General features: G+C 45.5%; 15 protein-coding genes. 12 read left to right on the forward strand and 3 right to left on the reverse strand.

Annotation, left to right across the window (positions count from 1 at the left end; translation table 11 throughout):
• Window positions 1-105: 105 nt before the first annotated feature.
• The 6 genes from ACZ45G_RS10790 (at window position 106) to ACZ45G_RS10815 (ending at window position 9,234) form a co-directional block, all read left to right on the forward strand.
• Window positions 106-345, forward strand: a complete 240-nt coding sequence (locus ACZ45G_RS10790) for a hypothetical protein (protein ID WP_464177907.1) — start codon at window positions 106-108, stop codon at window positions 343-345.
• Between the two features lie 182 nt (window positions 346-527).
• The gene (locus ACZ45G_RS10795; RefSeq protein WP_464177909.1) at window positions 528-2,147 is read left to right on the forward strand and encodes a peptide chain release factor 3; all 1,620 of its coding nucleotides are present in this window, start codon (window positions 528-530) and stop codon (window positions 2,145-2,147) included.
• A gap of 30 nt (window positions 2,148-2,177) precedes the next feature.
• Complete coding sequence (gene serC, locus ACZ45G_RS10800; RefSeq protein WP_464177911.1) at window positions 2,178-3,269, forward strand: 3-phosphoserine/phosphohydroxythreonine transaminase; 1,092 nt, start codon at window positions 2,178-2,180, stop codon at window positions 3,267-3,269.
• Entirely contained in the window at window positions 3,266-4,846 is a 1,581-nt protein-coding gene (serA, locus tag ACZ45G_RS10805; RefSeq protein ID WP_464177913.1) for a phosphoglycerate dehydrogenase, read from the forward strand. Before serC ends, serA begins: the two co-directional genes overlap by 4 nt.
• 18 nt (window positions 4,847-4,864) lie before the next feature.
• Window positions 4,865-8,521 carry a DUF3683 domain-containing protein gene (locus tag ACZ45G_RS10810; protein ID WP_464177915.1) on the forward strand — a complete coding sequence of 1,219 codons (3,657 nt, stop codon included), beginning with the start codon at window positions 4,865-4,867 and terminating at the stop codon, window positions 8,519-8,521.
• Between the two features lie 2 nt (window positions 8,522-8,523).
• Window positions 8,524-9,234: a 16S rRNA (uracil(1498)-N(3))-methyltransferase gene (locus ACZ45G_RS10815; RefSeq protein ID WP_464177917.1), complete on the forward strand. Its 711-nt coding sequence runs from the start codon at window positions 8,524-8,526 to the stop codon at window positions 9,232-9,234.
• On the opposite strand, the gene ACZ45G_RS10820 is transcribed toward ACZ45G_RS10815, so the two are convergent.
• The 3 genes from ACZ45G_RS10820 to ACZ45G_RS10830 form a co-directional block, all read right to left on the reverse strand.
• Entirely contained in the window at window positions 9,217-9,444 is a 228-nt protein-coding gene (locus ACZ45G_RS10820) for a ParD-like family protein (protein WP_464177919.1), read from the reverse strand. The two genes, ACZ45G_RS10815 and ACZ45G_RS10820, sit on opposite strands and share 18 nt — an antisense overlap.
• An 86-nt stretch (window positions 9,445-9,530) precedes the next feature.
• A complete protein-coding gene (locus ACZ45G_RS10825; protein ID WP_464177921.1) occupies window positions 9,531-11,354 on the reverse strand; it encodes an ABC-F family ATP-binding cassette domain-containing protein in 1,824 nt (607 codons plus the stop codon).
• 38 nt (window positions 11,355-11,392) lie between these two features.
• On the reverse strand, window positions 11,393-11,620 hold the full coding sequence (locus ACZ45G_RS10830; protein WP_464177923.1) for a hypothetical protein: 228 nt from the start codon (window positions 11,618-11,620) through the stop codon (window positions 11,393-11,395).
• A gap of 271 nt (window positions 11,621-11,891) precedes the next feature.
• Here ACZ45G_RS10830 and ACZ45G_RS10835 point away from each other — a divergent pair, with 271 nt between their 5' ends.
• The 6 genes from ACZ45G_RS10835 (at window position 11,892) to ACZ45G_RS10860 (ending at window position 19,039) form a co-directional block, all read left to right on the forward strand.
• Complete coding sequence (locus ACZ45G_RS10835) at window positions 11,892-12,572, forward strand: response regulator transcription factor (protein ID WP_464177925.1); 681 nt, start codon at window positions 11,892-11,894, stop codon at window positions 12,570-12,572.
• Window positions 12,573-12,593: 21 nt separating this feature from the next.
• A complete protein-coding gene (locus tag ACZ45G_RS10840; protein WP_464177927.1) occupies window positions 12,594-14,003 on the forward strand; it encodes a sensor histidine kinase in 1,410 nt (469 codons plus the stop codon).
• Between the two features lie 76 nt (window positions 14,004-14,079).
• Window positions 14,080-15,495 carry a Do family serine endopeptidase gene (locus ACZ45G_RS10845; protein WP_464177929.1) on the forward strand — a complete coding sequence of 472 codons (1,416 nt, stop codon included), beginning with the start codon at window positions 14,080-14,082 and terminating at the stop codon, window positions 15,493-15,495.
• 394 nt (window positions 15,496-15,889) lie between these two features.
• Window positions 15,890-16,135: a hypothetical protein gene (locus tag ACZ45G_RS10850; protein ID WP_464177931.1), complete on the forward strand. Its 246-nt coding sequence runs from the start codon at window positions 15,890-15,892 to the stop codon at window positions 16,133-16,135.
• A complete protein-coding gene (gene ylqF, locus ACZ45G_RS10855; protein WP_464177933.1) occupies window positions 16,135-16,986 on the forward strand; it encodes a ribosome biogenesis GTPase YlqF in 852 nt (283 codons plus the stop codon). The genes ACZ45G_RS10850 and ylqF overlap by 1 nt, the downstream gene beginning before the upstream one ends.
• Complete coding sequence (locus ACZ45G_RS10860) at window positions 16,973-19,039, forward strand: carboxy terminal-processing peptidase (RefSeq protein WP_464177935.1); 2,067 nt, start codon at window positions 16,973-16,975, stop codon at window positions 19,037-19,039. Before ylqF ends, ACZ45G_RS10860 begins: the two co-directional genes overlap by 14 nt.
• Window positions 19,040-19,105: the final 66 nt, after the last annotated feature.

Genomic DNA, 19,105 nt, shown 5'->3' on the forward strand with positions numbered 1-19,105 from the left:
CCGCTTTCATACGGTTTTCAAATTTCTTCAGGCCTTCTAAAATCAAAACGAATATGGTAAGAAATAAAGCTTATGATTAATACTATCTGCAAATAAGGATCTGTCATGGAAGAAAAGAAAGCGTCCCTGCCCAAGCCCCCCCAGATGAGCCCCTATGTGTTTACCTTTCTTTTAATGGGATTTGGTCTCTGGTGTTTTTGGGACGGATGGCTGACAAGTGATCCGGACATGGCAGACCATGCGCTGTTTAATCAGGTGTTGAGCGGTATATTGATTCTCTGGGCTATTTGGGATTTTTTCAAAGTCAAAAAACGCTATAAAACTGGGAAAAACAAGGAAAAATAATCATGTTCCCTTGAATCCAGTTTCTTCTGTCATAAATATTGCGGAAAACCTAAATAATAAAACTCCATATATCAACTTGAATTTATTTAATATTGTTATTATTTAATATTTTTTATTTGATTCTATTTGCAAATACTGCTAAATTTCCACCCTTAATTTTAAAATACAAGGATTTCATTTAAATGGGATCAGAAACAATAGACAAGACCCTTGATAAAAGCCTGCTAAAAGAAATCAATAAACGCAGAACCTTTGCCATCATCAGCCATCCGGATGCAGGCAAGACCACATTGACGGAAAAACTGCTGCTCTTTGGCGGGGCCATTCAACAGGCCGGCGCCGTAAAATCCAGAAAAATTGCCCGGGCAGCTACCTCTGATTTTTTGTCCATTGAACAGGAAAGGGGCATCTCGGTCAGCTCCTCGGTGATGAAGTTCAACTACAAAAATTATGAAATCAACCTGCTGGATACCCCCGGGCATAAGGACTTTTCCGAAGATACCTACCGGGTGCTTACGGCGGTGGATTGTGCCATCATGATCATTGACAATGCAAAAGGAGTTGAGCCCCAGACCCAAAAACTCATGGAAGTCTGCCGCATGCGCAATACTCCCATTATCACCTTTATCAACAAATTGGACCGGGAGGGGATGGAACCCCTGGATATTTTTGAAGATATTGAAAATAAACTCCAGATTGAATGTGTCCCTTTGACCTGGCCCATTGGCATGGGAAAACGGTTTAAAGGGGTATACAACCTGGAAAAAAAGGAATTGGGAATATTTTCCCCGGGATACAGCCCCAGGGACGATGACGGTATCCGCATAAATGACCTGGAAGATGTTCGGTTGGATGAATTGATTTCCCAGTCCCAGGCAGACGCACTCAGGGAAGACGTGGATCTGATAGCAGGAGCTTCAGAGCCCTTTGATCTGGATCTTTACCTGAACGGCACCCAGACCCCTGTTTTTTTCGGATCTGCCATCAACAACTTCGGGGTCAGAGAAATGCTGGACGCCTTTGTGAAAATAGCACCGCCACCCGGGGTGCGGCCTTCTGCCACAAGGGATGTGCATCCGGAAGAACGAGATTTTTCCGGCTTTACCTTTAAAATCCAGGCCAACATGGATCCCGATCACAGGGACAGGATCGCTTTTTTCAGGATCTGTTCCGGCAAATTTACCAAGGGCATGAAGGTGAGGCACCATAGAATCGGTAAAGATATCAAAATATCCAATGCCACCATTTTTCTGGCCCAGGAGAGAAGCAATGTTGAAGAAGCCTATCCAGGAGACATTATCGGCATTCACAACCACGGCACCATTAAAATAGGGGATACCTTTACCACCAAAGAACCCTTGAAGTTTTTGGGAATTCCCAATTTTGCACCGGAACATTTCAGGCGGGTCCTGTTAAAGGATCCCTTGAAGGCCAAGGCCCTGACCAAGGGCTTGACTCAATTGGCCGAAGAGGGCACCATTCAGGTATTTCGGCCCTTGATGGGGAACATGCATGTCATAGGCGCTGTGGGGGTACTTCAGTTTGACGTCACCATGGCCAGACTCAAGGCTGAGTACAGTGTCAATGCCGGCTGTGAAAGTATTGATCTATCTGTTGCCAGGTGGGTGACAAGCTGCGATGAACAAATTTTAAAAGAGTTTACACGAAGAAATGAGTCAAGCCTTGCAAGGGATGCAGAAGGCCGTCTTACCTTTTTAACCACAAGCGAGTACCAGCTTGGGTTTGCCATGGAAGAATGGCCCAAAATTGAGTTTCATAAAACCAGAGAGCACAATTTATAACCTTTAATTATTAAAAAGGGGAAATAACCAATGACAGATCAAAGAATTTACAATTTCAATGCCGGTCCTGCTGCCTTGCCGCTTTCTGTTCTCGAAGAGATCCAGGCATCTTTCTTGAATTTTAAAAAATCCGGCATGTCAATTACCGAAATCAGTCACAGATCCGCCTATTTTGATGAGGTTATAAATAATGCAGTTGCGCGGGCAAAAAGACTCTTAAAGCTGGACGATCGCTATCATGTTTTGTTTGTCCAGGGAGGGGCGTCTCTGCAGTTTGCCATGATTCCCATGAATTTGTTGGCCCGTGATGAGTCTGCTGATTATATCAATACCGGCACCTGGTCCACAAAGGCCATTGCCGAAGCCCGGAACCTGGGGAAAAATGTCCATGTGGTGGCCTCTTCCGAGGACAAGAGTTTTTCCTATATTCCAAAGGACATCACCTTTAATCCGGGATCCAAATTTGTTCACCTGACCTCCAACAATACCATCAAGGGCACCCAGTTCTATGAATTTCCCGATACAAAGGAAATTCCCATTATTGCGGACATGTCATCAGATATTTTTTCAAGACCGCTTCCCATGGAAAAATTTGGGATGATCTATGCCGGTGCCCAGAAAAATATGGGGCCGTCGGGGACCTGTATGGTCATCATCCGCAAGGATCTTGTGGAGTCTGCCCAGGCGGATTTGCCGACCATGCTCAAGTACTCAACCTATTCTAGTAAAAATTCCATGTACAATACCCCTCCCTGTTTTGGTATTTACACCATAGACCTTGTCCTCAAATGGATTGAAGAGGAAATAGGCGGGATTGAAAAAATGGAAGAACACAATATTAAAAAGGCCGATGTCCTCTATGACTTTATTGATGCCAGCGATTTTTATCAAACCACGGCTGAAAAATATTCAAGATCCCTGATGAATGTCACCTTTCGCCTGCCCAGCGAAGACCTGGAAAAAACCTTTGTTGAAAGGGCTACCCAGCACGGACTTGGGGGACTTAAGGGCCACCGGTCGGTTGGCGGCTGCCGGGCTTCCATCTACAATGCCGCCACCATGGAAAGTATGTATGCCCTGGTTGAATTCATGGAGTCCTTTGAAAAGGAAAATAAATCATGAAGGTGCTTGTCAGCGACAAAATGGACGAGGCCGGCATTGATATTTTCAGGGCTAATGAACAGATTGAGGTGGATGTTAACACGGGATTGTCCCCTGAAGAACTGCTGGCCATCATCGGTAACTATGATGCCCTGGCCGTCCGAAGTTCTACAAAAGTGACAAAGGAACTCCTTGAAGCCGGTGTTAATCTGAAGGTGATTGCAAGGGCGGGTATCGGCCTGGACAATGTGGATATTGACGAAGCCACCAGGCAAGGGGTGGCCGTCATGAATACCCCCGGGGGCAACACCGTCACCACAGCCGAGCATGCCATTGCCATGATGATGGCCTTAACCCGGAATATTCCCCGGGGAACAGCCTCCCTAAAGGCGGGCCGCTGGGATAAAAAGATGCTCCAGGGACGTGAAATTTCCAATAAGACCCTTGGGGTGATCGGATTCGGCAATGTCGGTTCCATTGTCGCAACCCTTGGCAAGGGGCTTAAAATGAAGGTGATTGTCTATGATCCCAATATCTCTTCTGACCATATTGAAAAGGCAGGCTTTGAATATGTCACCTTGGATGCGTTATACGCCCGTGCCGACTATATCACCATCCATGTGCCGAAAGTAGACGCCACCATTGATTTGCTGGATGCCGAAGCCTTTGAGAAAATGAAGGACGGGGTGATGGTGATCAATTGTGCCCGGGGGGGTATTCTCAATGAAGCCGCTCTCTATGATGCCATTAAGGCAGGAAAGGTTGCCGGCGCTGCCCTGGATGTTTTTTCCACGGAACCTCCGGGAGAGAATCCATTGCTGACACTTGATGAGGTGATTGCCACGCCCCATCTGGGTGCCTCTACCCAGGAGGCCCAGAGCAATGTGGCCGTTGCCGCTGCTAACCAGATTATTGCCTATCTTCTGGAAGATACCGTGATCAATGCCGTGAACGTGCCCTCTGTTACCGGTGAAATTCTCAAACAATTGCGCCCCTTTCTCTATCTGGCGGATAAAATGGGCAAGCTCCAGGCCCAGATCACCAAGGGGGGTATCAAGCAGGTGGACATTGAATATATCGGAAAATTTCCAGACCTGGATTTAAAACCCGTCACCATCAATGCCATCCGGGGCATTTTGTCTGAATTTGCCCGCTATGAAGTCAATTCGGTCAATGCCATCTCCTTTGCCAATGAAATGGGAATAAAAATCACGGAATCCACCTCCATAGAAGCTGGTAATTTTTTGCACCTGATCCGGATGACGGTGGTGACCGATGAAGATACCAATATTGTGGAAGGGACCATTTTCGGAAAGGATGACGCCAGAATTGTCCGGATCAATAAATTCCGGCTGGAAGTTATTCCGGAAGGGCATCTGGGACTGATCCACAATGTGGACAAACCCGGTTCCATTGGTTCCATTGGCGTCTGCCTTGGCAAACACAATATCAACATCTCCCGGATGATGGTGGGTCGGGAGGAAGACGGCCAGAGAAATATCATTTTTTTGATGACAGACACCCCTGTACCGCCGGCTGTGGTAAAGGAAATTATAGACCTTGGCCTTGTTATTCATATGACAACCTTTGAATTGTAGGATTTTATAAATATCGGTATGATAGATCCAAAAAGAAAGATCCCTTATAACTACACCTCAGCAGACGACGACCAGATCATAGATCATCTTTTTGGATCTACCTTCCTGGAAGAGATACGTTCCCTGGAAACCCAGAAAGGAACAGGGAGATCCTCCCGGCTGCTCCACAGATTCATGGGAGATCTGTTTATTATCCAGAGAAATCCGTTTTTATTCCAGGAATTGGTGGCGCATCCTTTCCAGCGGAAACGGTTGTTCGCAGAATTTGAAAACGATTTTAACACCATTGAAGAGAATGCCGACCACGAAGCTGTTTTTTCGGTTCTTAAAACCTGTAAAACCGCCCTTAAAGATCTTTGCAAACAAATCAAATCGGTTGTTTCTGATCAGCAAAGGATTCAGCAATTCTTAGCCCCTGTGATCGGTCAAAAAAATATTTTTTTTGACCCCTTTACCATCACAGCCCATACCACAGATGCCACTGACTGGCGACGTTTTTCGCCCCTTGCCATCCTGAGACCCGATGAAGAAGACCAGGTGCCCGGATTGCTCAAAAAGGTCAAAGATCTGGGGGTTCACATCATCCCCAGGGGAGCCGGCACCGGATTGACCGGAGGGGCCACTCCCCTGACCCCCACCTGTGTGATGATTAACACGGAAAAGCTTAACCGGATATCAAAAATTGTACATACAACAAATTCCCTGGGACAGCCCTATGCCAGCATGGAAGTTCAAGCCGGGGTCATCACCCAGGATGCAATGGATGCCGCAAAAGCCAAGGGCCTTATCTTTGCCACTGATCCCACCTCTTCCTGGGCCAGTACCATTGGGGGGAACCTGGCTGAAAATGCCGGAGGTAAAACCGCTGTGCTGTTTGGTACGGCCATTGACAATGTGCTCGCCTATAAAATTACCATGCCCAGCGGGATTTGTCATATTGTTGAACGTCAGGATCACCCCTTAAGAAAAATTCTTCCCACTGATACCCTTGTTTTCAATATTTTAGATGAGACGGGCCAGCAAATAGAGTCCATTCACCTTACCGGGGATCAAATTCGAAAAAAAGGGCTGGGTAAGGATGTTACCAACAAGACCCTGAACGGGTTGCCGGGGATCCAAAAAGAAGGGTGTGACGGGATCATCACATCGGCCACCTTTATTCTTTATCCGGAATTTAAGTTTAAGAAAACCGGATGTATTGAGTTTTTCGGCAATGACATGACCGAGGCCGGGCAGGTGATTGCCGCTATCTCCAATACCTTTACCAAGGGGAACATTACCAACGGAACCTCAACCCATGAATCCTCAATCCCTGAATCGTTATCCCCCACGGCCCCTTCTCTTATTGCCCCTTCTCTTATGGCACTGGAACATTTTGATGAGGAATATATCAAGGCCATTGGCTACAAAACCAAACAATCGGTGGGGGATCGGCTCAAGGCGGTATTGCTCATCGATATGGTTGCAAATGACCTAGGTGCCCTTGACAGGGGCATGGAAACCCTGGAAAAAATTTTAGCCCCTTATGACAAAACAGGTCTGACCATTGCCAAGGATAAAACAGAAGCAAATCGTTTCTGGGAAGATCGGAAGCGGCTTGGGGCCATTGCTGCCCATACCAATGCTTTTAAACTCAACGAAGACATTGTCCTGCCCATTGATTCCCTGGCCGCGTTTGTGCGGTTCATTGACGAGGCCAACCTGGAAGAAAAAAAATACAACCAGGCCTGTATCATCCAGGATATTGTCGCCTATCTGGACACGGCCATTCCCTTGTCAGACCCAGAATGGCTCGGTCAAAAAGTGGGTCGGCTAAAGGATCTGGCCTATCGAACCCGAAAAAAACTTGAAATTGCTTCCCGGGATGCTCTGGAAGCGGCCATCCATTCTAAAAATTTTTACAGCCAGGTGGTTGAAGAGCTCCGGGGGTATTCCCTTTTATTGGAAAATATCGAAACAATACACAAGACAAGCGGTTCCCGGCTGATTGTGATTGCCACCCACATGCATGCCGGGGATGGCAATGTCCATGTGAATATCCCTGTTTTATCCAATGATCGGGAAATGATGAAACGGGCTAACCAGGCAGCGGATAAGGTTATGGAAAGGGCGGTTGTCCTGGAGGGAGTTGTTTCAGGAGAACACGGCATCGGCGTTACCAAGTTCAAGTACCTGGACCAGCGGATTATTGATGAGTTTAATGAGTATCGAAGGTCCATCGACCCCACGGGCCTCATGAATCCGGGGAAGCTCGTTGAACCGGATATTATCAACAAGGTATTTACCCCTTCTTTTAACCTGCTGGAACTTGAAGCCCGGATTTTAAAACATGGATCCTTGTCCGCTCTTGCCTTGAACATTGCCAATTGTGTCCGGTGCGGCAAGTGTAAATCAACCTGTCCTGTGTTTTATCCAGCACAAAATATGTTTTTCCACCCGAGAAATAAAAATCTGGCCATAGGGGCGCTTATCGAAGCGTTGCTCTATATTACCCAGCGCACCCAGTCCACAGGATTTCAGATCCTAAAAAATCTGGAGGAAATAGCCGACCATTGCACCATCTGTCACCGCTGTATGACAAAATGTCCTGTGAATATTGATTCAGGAAAGATTGCCATTGAAGCGCGGGCAATACTGAAACATATGAAATTCAAACATACCCCCCTGTCCACACGCATAACCCTCAAATACCTGGCCAGTAAAAATGAGCCCGTGAACAAGGTGTTAAGAACAACCCTTTTAGGGGCCGGCGGTTTTTTACAAAGGACCGGGGTGAAGTTGGCAGCGCCTTTTTCACTTATCAAGCCCCTGGGGGAAACAAGGCCTTTCCAATTGCTGCAGACACCTGTGTCCAAAACCGGGTCCCATACCCTGCGGTCTTTTTTGCCCAAGGCCCTTAAAAATCAGGCGATTCTCCTGGAACCTGAGGGCCAGGCAGTATCAACGGTCTTTTATTTTCCCGGATGCGGAAGTGAACGTATGTTTTCAAAGATATCCATGGCCTCTGTTTTTTTGCTGCTGTCAAACAACCATCGGGTTGTTTTGCCACCTCCCTATTTATGCTGTGGGTATCCCATGAAGGTCAATGCCGAAAAAAAGGGATTTGACAGAATATTTCTTGAAAATATCATTATTTTTACCCAGATCCGGGATATGTTCCATGACCTTGACTTTGATGCCTGCATTGTTTCTTGCGGTACCTGCATGGAATCATTGGAGGAGCTTGGGTTACCATCAGTATTTGACTGTGATATACGAGATATCTCAGGGTTTCTTCTGGAAAATGGACTCGCTGTTTCATCCGACGAGGCCTATCTTTACCATGTCCCCTGCCATGATTCTTTAAAAGAGTCGGCTGTATCCTTGCTTGCCCGTCAGGGACTAAGGGTTCAAAGCGTTCCGGGGTGTTGCTCCGAGGCAGGAACCCTGTCCCTCTCCCGGCCGGATATCAGTCATTCCATGTTCCTGAGGAAACAAAAAAATATCGATACCACAGTACTGGAAGGAACGAGAAAAATCCTGACCAACTGCCCGTCATGTATCCAGGGGCTTGGCAGGCAGCCCAAACTGGTTCCGGTTCACCTGGCAGAAGAGCTTGCCCTTCTGACGGGAGGGGAAAACTGGCCCGAGGCCTTTAAAGAGATGGTAAAATCCTGCGAAGTGATACCCTTTTAAACATGAACCTTTTACTGTTAGAAGAAAAAGATTTTATCGGGCCTGACAAGGCCGTTGTATCCGGGCGCAGGTTTGATCATATTAAACGAGTACTCAAGGCGAAAACAGGCACATGCCTGTCCTGCGGAGTGGTCAACGGCAAGATGGGAACCGCCTGTATTACTTGTTTTAAAGCGGATCGCATTGAGATGGAAGTAACTCTGGATGCGGCGCCGCCAATGCCGCTTCCCTTGACCCTTGTATTGGCAATGCCCCGGCCCAAGATGTTCAAACGAATCATGGAAAGTGTCACCAGTCTGGGCGTAAAAGAAATCTATCTGGTTAATTCATGGCGGGTTGAAAAAAGTTTTTGGAAAAGCCCGGTTTTGGAAAAAGAGAGTCTTGATCGTTATTTTCGTTTGGGGTTGGAACAGGCAAAAGACACCATGATGCCGACTTTTTATCAGAAACGATTTTTTTCCAGGTTTGTAAAGGAAGAACTGCCCGTCATTGGGCAAGACAGTCTTTGTCTCACTGCCCATCCAAAGACATCTAATATGTGTCCGGCCGGTGTCAATAAACGGACAACCCTTGTGATCGGACCCGAGGGCGGGTTTATTGATCTTGAAGTGAAGACGCTGGAAGAGGCCGGATTTGAAACCGTGAGCATTGGCGACCGAATTCTAAAAGTAGAAACCGTAACCACCTATTTGATTTCACGGTTGTTTACCTGAAACATATGGAGTTCCCTGACCGTCTTTTATCTGTTCTCTTCCCACCAGGATATCTTGAATAAGCGGCAGTGGAAGGTCTGGATTTTCTTCAATCATTTGCCCTATTTTTGCCCAGTATTCAATTTGCCCGGCAATTGATCTTTTAAATACCTTTGATTGGATTTTTGCTTTTTTGAAAAGGTCATCAGAAATTTTAATTTCTGTTGCCATAACTCCTCCTTTCCTGAATCATGGTTTTAATTTAGCGACTGGGGTTGTTTTATGCAAGTGTTTTCGCGGGTTGATCTATTGGGGTGTTATTTTTCCGCATCGGCCTTTTTGTCCTCTAACCTTTCCCACCTTGCATAGAGTTTTTGAACCTTTGATTCCGATCGTTCCAGTTGGGAACAGATATCTGTCATCAGCGCTGTGTCGCGTATTACCTCGGGTGCCTGAATTTTTTCGGTGAGCGTTTCGACCCGGGCTTCTCCTTCAAGGATTTTTTCTTCAATATGTTCAAGCTCGTATTTGTCTTTATATGAAAAGCTGGATTTTCCCTTTGGAAGGTTTTTTTTAGGAATATTTTTTTGCAGGGATTTTTTAGTGGGTTTCTGAAGTGCCTCACGGCTGGTCAGGATCTGGTTAAAATCCTTGTAAAACTGGGCGCCGGCAGCGGGGTCCAGGTAAAGGATTTTATGGCAGACCCTGTCCATGAGATACCGGTCATGGGAGACAATGATAACGGCACCGGGAAACTCCTGGATGCTCTGTTCCAACACTTCAAGGGAAAGGATATCCAAATCGTTGGTGGGTTCATCTAAAAGGAGGATATCACAGGGTTCCAGCATAAGATTGGCAAGGATAATCCTGGCTTTTTCCCCGCCGGAAAGTCTTTTTATGGGCATGTCCAATTGGTCGGGCATAAATAAAAACCGTTTTGCCCAGGAGACCACATGGATGGTCCTGCCTTTATAGTTTACCGAGTCTCCACCGGCAGGATTCAATGCTTCACGCAAAGGGATTTCAGGATTTAATTGGGTCCTGTTCTGGTCAAAAATGGAAATTCTCAGGTTTTCAGCCCATTTAACGGTTCCCTCATCCGGCTCCATATTTTTTTTGAGGATGGACAGCAGGGTTGATTTGCCGCTGCCGTTTTCACCAACCACGCCAAGGCAAAAACCAGGTCCTAACTCAAAGGTGAGATTTGAAAATAAGGGGGTATCCTGGCCGGGAAAGCTTTTTTTCAGGTTGTGGACCTGGAGCAATTTTCGGGTTTGTCTGCCGGTTGCAGAAAAATCAATACCCACCTTGGCGGTCTGTCGATTCCTGTTTTTGAGTGAGTAGAGCTCCATGCGAAGTTTTTCCGCTTGTTCGATTCGGTATTTTGCCTTGGTACTTCTGGCTTTGGCACCCTGGTGAAGCCATTCATCTTCTCTTCTCATTTTGCTGGCCATGGAGGCTTGTTTTTTTTGCTGGGCCGCCAGGAACTTTTCCCGTTCTCGCTCAAATTTAATATATTGGCCCTGGATTTTAAAATATCCCTGGGCGTAATAGGGGCCAATTTCCATGATATTGGCACAGACATTTTCAAGGAAGGTCCTGTCATGACTGATCACAATAAAGGAAAATGAAGCGGTTTGGAGTATTTTTTCCAGCCAGAGGATTCCGGTAATGTCCAGGTGATTTGTGGGTTCATCCAGCAGGAGTAAATCCGGCTTCATGCAAAGGGCTCTTGTTATGGCCAGTCTTTTTGTCCAACCACCGGACAGATTTTTTGCCAGGAGAGTTGGATCTTCAAATTTACCCTTGCCCAGAGCCTGGTTTATCCGTTTGTGTCGTTCCTTGTCGTCAATGGGTTCAGCTTCCAGGCTATCGTATAAAATGGTCTCAATTGATTTTTCAGGATCAAAGGTGTCTTGCTGGGCAAGATAAACAAAATGATTCTTTTGCTGGACGATTAATTCCCCTTCGTCGGGTGCTATTTGACCTTTGATGAGCTTTAACAGGGTTGATTTACCGCTGCCGTTCATGCCGATGAGGCCCAATTGTTCTTTTGCCTTAAAGTCAAGGGTGAGATCGGTAAAAAGGGTGTCATCCCCATAGGACTTTGACACTTGATTTAAACTAAACAAAACTGACATAAAATAATTATCTCTTTTATAAGATTAGGTTTATAGGGTTAGGGAGTGTTTCGGATTTTTTTGAACACCCGTATCATTTTTATTAAAAAACTAATGGCCAGGGCGAGGCTGATGAGTATGATGAAACTGGCAGAAAAAAAGGTCATGATAAAATGATAGGGGTTCTCAAGGGTATAGGCCGCCCTCATAAGGTCAACGCCAAAGACCAGAAAAAAAAATGAGGTCAGCATCATCAGGATCTGAAAGATCCACCAGGTATATTTCATTTATGTATAGGTTTCCTGCCATGAATATTGGGGTTATAATCCCGGTAAGTCTATAGGGTTCGGTAAAAAAAATCAAATCAAATCAAATCTATATTGATTAATGGCCGTTAATTCCTATACTAATAGGGTTGCCCACGGATAGAATCGACCACGGAAATGATGGATTCTGGAATCATGGATCATGGAAGCATGGGTTTAATCGGGCAGAAGTTAACCCTATATGCTGGTACAATTTAGGTGCTGGTACAATTTTTGGAGAATAAAAACGATTATGAGACTTTTGCTGGTTGAAGATGACGAAAAAATTGCAAGGTTTGTTGAAACCGGCTTAAAATCCTCTGGGTTTGCCGTGGATATAGCCAATACGGGAACTAAGGGTTTTGACATGGCCTGTGATGCCCCCTACGATACCCTGATTATCGATATCATGTTGCCGGAACTGGATGGATTTTCCCTGATTCAAAAATTACGGGCCCACAAAATCAATACCCCCATCATTGTATTGAGTGCCCGGGGGAGGGTGGATGACCGGATTAAAGGACTTGAGGCCGGGGCAGATGATTATCTGACCAAACCCTTTTCCTTTTCAGAACTTCTGGCAAGGATCCAGGCACTGATCCGAAGGGCCGGTAATCTAACCGAGCCCATTTCCCTGTCCCATGGGGATTTATCCGTGGACCTTGTCAAGCGGCAGGTAAAAAGGGGGGAAAAAACAATAGACCTTCAACCCCTTGAGTTTTCCCTGCTGGAATATTTATTGCGGAACAAGGAACGGGTGGTTTCAAAAACCATGATCATGGAGCATGTCTGGAACTATAATTTTGATCCCATGACCAATGTGGTGGAAGCCAGGATTTGCAGACTCAGGGATAAAATAGACAAGGACCATGGAACCAAATTGATTCACACGGTACGAGGAGCTGGATATGTTCTTAAAACAAATGGTGCTTGAAAAAATGATGCCTGAAAAGATATGATGCCTGATCTGTTTAAGACCATTGCCTTCCGGCTGACCCTCTGGTATGCGGGAATCTTTTCTGTATCTTCCTGCGTGGCCTTTGCCCTATTTTATTTTCTGGCCACCCAGACCCTCCAGGAGCAAACAGACCGGGATCTGCTTGAAAAAGCAAGGTATTTTTCCACAGTTATCCAGCGCAACGGAATTATGGGGGCCAGTAAGCTTGCCGTAATTGAAGCCCAGGCAGCTGGGGAGAAACGGATTTTTTTTCGGCTTCTCTACCCAAACGGTGAAGTCTTTGCCTCTTCCCACATGTCCTATTGGAAAGATATCCGCATCGACCAGGGGGTTATCAACACCCTGGTCCGGACAAAAGGGCATTTGTTCATGACCTGGTTAATAGCGCCCAATGACCAGAAAGCCAGGGTTCTATACAGTTTTGTGGCGGATAATGTGATTTTACAGACCGGGGTTGCCATGGACTTCCAGTCAAAATTTATCTCGGCCTTTAAAACGGTTTTTATCGTGTCCATGGGATTTATTATCATCTTTTCCGCTGTTTCCGGGCTCTTTTTGTCAAAAAAGGCCTTGTCCGGTGTAAAGGCCATTACCAGGACGGCCAATAGTATTACCGGTGCCAACCTTGAGGAGCGGGTCCCGCAGACGGGAAATCAAGATGAGCTGGATCTTCTGGCCGTCACCTTTAACCGGATGCTGGACAGGATAGAAGCGTTGATAAAAAGTATCCGGGAAATGAGCGACAATATTGCCCATGATCTTAAAAGCCCGCTTACAAGGATAAGAGGGTTTGCAGAAATAGCCTTGGTAAATATGGATGAGATTGACACTTATAGGGGGATGGCAGCCAATACCATTGAAGAATCCGATCGCCTTCTGGACATGATCAATACCATGTTGGTGATTTCCCGGGCAGAATCAGGGGAGGGGCAGTTTGAGTATACACCAGTAGATCTGTCCGCCATGGTTCAGGAGGCCTGTGACCTGTTTGTGCCGGTGGCAGAAGACAAACAGATTCAATTTACCTGTGAGGTGGCCGACCCGATTGAAATTGAGGCCGATGCGAAAATGCTGCAAAGGGCTTTTTCCAATCTGTTGGACAATGCATTGAAATATACCCAGGAAAAGGGAAGGGTTCATGTGCGTCTTGAAAGGGAATCCAACGAAACTGCACAAATTTTGGTGACCGATACGGGGCCGGGTATAGACCCAAAATATTTTGAAAAAATATTTGAACGATTTTACCGGGCAGAGTCCTCCAGAACCAGTCCCGGAACAGGACTTGGCCTGAGCTTTGCCCGTACCGTTGCCAGGCAGCACAAGGGAGATCTTCTGGTCGCAAGTCAATTGGGTCGCGGGACTGTCTTTACCATGAGATTACCATATCGTAATACTCAGATCATTTAAAAATCATCTTTGTGTATTATTATAGTTCCAGGTGTAAATATCCATATCAATTCATATAACATAAAGGAGATATATCATGAGATATATACGACACATCATACTGGCAATTGCCATCACAGGTTTGATGGCCCTGCCAGCCATGGCAGTCCAAAACGATTCAACACAAATGGTGCCGGCTAGTTTTTCCCAGCTGGCAGAGCATGCAAAGACAGGGGTGGTCAATATCCAGACTGAGAAAACGATTCAGGGAGGGGGACGGGTTTTTCAGCACTTTTTTGGATCCCCCTATGGCGGAAACCAGGAGGGACTGGAAAAGTTTTTTGCCCCTTTTCAAAACCAGCAACCCCAGTCCCGGAAGGAAAGAAGTCTGGGGTCGGGATTTATCATCAGCGCTGATGGGTATATTGTCACCAACAACCATGTGATTGAGGATGCAGACCAGATCAAGGTGATACTCCATGATGACAAGGAATATGATGCCCAGATTATTGGAACCGACCCCATGACGGACCTGGCCCTGTTAAAAATTGACGCCAAAAACCTGTCTCCCTTAAAATTTGGCAATTCCTCAAGTGCCAAGGTGGGAACCTGGGTGGTTGCCATCGGCAGTCCCTTTGGCCTTGAACAAACCGTGACCGCAGGGATCATCAGTGCAAAGGGACGAATTATAGGATCCGGACCCTATGATGATTTTATCCAGACAGACGCCTCCATTAATCCGGGGAACAGCGGCGGGCCTTTGCTGAACCTTGCAGGAGATGTCATCGGCATCAATACCGCCATTGTAAGATCAGGACAGGGAATTGGATTTGCCATCCCCTCGGATCTTGCCACGGGTATCATTGATCAGCTAACCGTGTCCAAACAGGTTTCCCGAGGGTGGATGGGGGTCGCCATTCAGGATGTGACCAAGGAACTGGCAGAATACTATGACATCAACGAAAAAACCGGGGTTTACGTTGCCAAGGTTTATGAAGAAAATCCCGCTGCTAAAGCCGGCATAAAGCCAGGTGATGTCATTACCATGATTAACGGCAGAAAAATTGACACTTCAAGGGACCTGACGGTTACCATTGCCAACCTGAAGGTGGATGAAACCGTAAAGGTTCGGTTGATCCGGCAGGGGAAAGAAAAAATTGTTGCGGTAAAATTGGGGAAACGACCGGATGAAAATCCTGAAATAGCCGCCACCATTGATGGATTTGATACCTTTGGGTTTCAACTCAAGAAGATGGACACTGCCATTGCCCAAAAATTGGGGTATCCGGAAGGAATTAAGGGGCTCATCGTGACCCAGATAAAGCCGGATAGCCCCGGCGCAAAATCTGGTGTCCGTGCCGGAGATCTGCTCCTTGAAGTCAATCATCAACCAGTGGAGACGGTCGGTCAATACCAGGCCTATGTCAGAAAATTCAAGAAACGAGAGATTGTTCAGCTTCTGTTTCGCAGGGGCAACAGCCATGTGTTTGTGGTTCAGTTTGGAAAAGATTAATAAATAACGATAATGGGGTCAGGCTTGCGTGGGGTCATAATGGGGTCAGGCTTGCGTTATTGTGTTTTTGTTAAAAGCACAATAACGCAAGCCTGACCCCGGTCCTTAATATCAGCCGGCCCTTAAAAAGCTTTGGCTTTCCAAATGGCTTCTGATATGCCATAATCTTCTGAATAAATTTAATAAACAAATTTAATAAAAGTAAAACAAATAACAATGAGTTTGGTGCTGACTTGATATCCTTTTTAAAAAAAATGATCACCCAGGCATGTGATATCTGTAAAATAGTCCCGCAGCTTCGGGACATCAGGTGCTGATTAAACTGCTGACAAAAGACACCGCTTAGACTGTGAAATCACCCACCCAATAAAGGTAAACAAACGGTAAAAAACATATGGCTATAATTTTTGGTGTTATCTTTATTCTCAGTCTTGCTGCCGGTTGGGCCGTTGGGTACATCAACCAGATGCCCTTGTTTGACACTTTTGTCTGTGTCGGCGTTGCCGGGTTTCTCGGCAGCAGTCTCATTGCCTTGATTTTTTCTTACCTGTATTTTTTTCAAAAGGAAACAGACACAGATAAAATCAAGCGGCTTGTGCAGGAAATCAACCAAATAAAAGAGATAAAAAGAATAGAATAATGAATATTCAATGGTATCCCGGCCACATGCTGGAAACAAAAAAATTATTGAAAGACTCCATCTCAAAGGTGGATGCGGTATTGGAAATTTTGGATGCAAGGCTTCCCAATGCCAGTGAAAATCCACTGGTGGACGATTTGTGCAAGGATACAGCAAGAATTAAAATATTAAACAAGAGTGACTTGGCTGATCCTCGCGTAACAGATATGTGGCTGTCCTATTTTGAACACCAGCGAAAGTTGCCTGCCTTTGCGGTGTGTGGGAGTGAAAAAAATCAGGTTGAAAAGACATTGAGTTATTGTATCTCCCGCATAACAAGGAATCGCGCCAGAAAAGTCAAAATTATGGTGGTGGGCATTCCCAACACCGGTAAATCAACCATTTTAAATACCCTTGCCGGGAAAAAAATTGCAAAAACAGGAAATGTACCCGCCATCACCCGGCACAAACAGCGTACCAGTCTTAAAAACAATATAGATATCTATGACACCCCGGGTATCCTCTGGCCGGTGATTGAACCAAAGGAGAGGGCATTTGTCCTTGCTGCTTCCGGCGCTATTTCAGATACAGCCTTGGATTACCACGAGATCGGTTTGTTTGCAGCAGGTCTTGTGCTTAAAAAATATCCGAATCTGCTTTTGGCAAGGTATTCCTTTCTCAATGAACTCCCAAAAGATGCGTCAGATCTCATCGAAAAGATTGGGTCGGCCAGGGGGTGTTTAAAAAAAGGGGGGAATATTAATTATCAAAAAGCCGCTGAAATACTGATCCGGGATCTGCGTTCCGGAAAAATTGGTAATATCAGCTTTGAAACCCCAAAGGACATTGAGCCAACCAATGAAATCATCTAGACAAACCCGCAAAATTATTTTTTCTATTTTCCTGTCTGTTTTTATCTTTTTAATGGGCAGCCTTTGCAGCAGTGGAGCTGTCTTTGCACAAATAAGCCGGATAATGCCCTTGGATAGCAATTCGGAACAATGTGTTAAAATTGTCGCGGCTCTTGAACAATACCACTACCTTGGGAAAAAATTGGACAAGGTTATATCCGCCCAGATTTTTGACCATTATCTCAAAAGTCTGGACCCGACAAAACAATTGTTCACCCAGAAAGATATGGACGAGATGGGGCGCTATAAATATCGATTTGACAGAGATCTTAAACAGGGAAATCTGGACCCGGCCTATGAGATATTTAATCTTTACCTGTCAAGATCGGTTCTGCGACTGGAATACATTCTGGATCTGAGCAAATCCTGGGCGACAAAAATGGATTTTACCACGGATGATGTCATCCTTATTGACAATGAAACACGACCCATTCAAAAAACAGTGGCAGATCTGTATCCCTTGTGGAAGAATGAATTAAAAAATCACATCATCACCTTGAAGCTGGATCATCAGGAGAATGATAAAATATCCGAGTCCCTGGAAAAAATTTATGCCAACCGTTTAAAACGACTGGCCCAGACCAATACCAATGATGTATTTCAAATATTTATGAACAGTGTCACAACCAGTTTTGACCCCCATACCCAATATTTTGCCCCCCGGGTGTCTGAAGATTTTGACATTCACATGAGCCTTTCCTTGGAAGGCATTGGTGCCGTGCTTCAAACTGAATATGAATATACCAAGGTTGTCAGACTGATTCCAAAGGGGCCGGCTGATAAATCAAATCTGCTCATGCCTGGCGATAAAATCATCGGGGTAGGACAGGGAGAAGAGGGGGAGCTAAAGGATACCATTGGTGAACGCATCGATGATGTGGTTAAGCTCATCAGGGGTCCTAAAAATACCTATGTCAGGTTAAAAATTATTCCGGCAAAACAGGCTGATTCCACCACCACCATCCGTATTAAACGTGACAAGGTTAAGCTGGAAGAACAATCTGCTAAGAAAAAGATCGTCACCCTTACCCAGGGCAACCGGGAGTTTAAAATAGGTATTATTGAAATTCCCAATTTCTATATAGATTTTGCTGCCTATCACAGGGGAGATAAAACGTATAAGAGCACCACAAAAGATGTTCAAAAACTTTTGTTTGAACTTGAGCAAGAAAATATTGACGGTGTAATTGTAGATTTAAGGGACAATGGTGGCGGATCACTGAAGGAATCCAATGATCTGACCGGTTTGTTCCTTAAATCCGGCCCCACTGTTCAAATTAAGACAAAACACCGAATTACCCGCCTCTACGATGAAGACCCGTCCATTGAATATACAGGCCCCCTGGTTGTTTTGATTAATCGGATGAGTGCTTCGGCATCCGAGATCTTTGCAGGCGCCATCAAGGATTATCATCGGGGAATTATTGTGGGGACAAATAGTTTTGGCAAGGGAACTGTACAGGAGCTTAAGCCCCTGGGGGATGGTAAATTAAAGCTGACCACTGCCAAGTTTTATCGGGTTTCCGGGGAAAGTACTCAGCATATGGGGGTTGTGCCTGATTTAAAATATCCCCAGATTTATAAAGTAGAGGATACCGGAGAAAATTCCCTGGAGGGTGCCTTGCCCTGGGATACCATACGAAAAACACGGTATAACGCCTATCGCTCCCTGGCACCCGTTTATAAAATCCTTGGGGAGGAATATCAAAAAAGAATCCAAAAGGATCCGGGTATGATTTATTTGAAGAAACGAATTGAACTGACCGAGCAGGTGAATGCCCAGAAAACCTTGTCATTAAATTTGATCCAGCGCAGGGGAAAAATTGATTTATATAACCGCCAGGAACTTGAAAACGAAAATGAATATCGGGTGGCGCTTGGGGAAAAACCGCTTGAATCCCTGGATGATGAGGGGATTGAACTCAAGGCGTCTAAGGAAATTATGATGGAACAAACCCAGTCTGTCATGGCCGATTTTATTACGGCTGCGGTAAAATTAGGATATGTCTGGTAAAAAAGATCGGATTATTATACTAAGGATCACAAGAAAACAAAACGACAAAACAAAACGATAAAATAA

The organism is Desulfoconvexum algidum, from assembly GCF_055382125.1.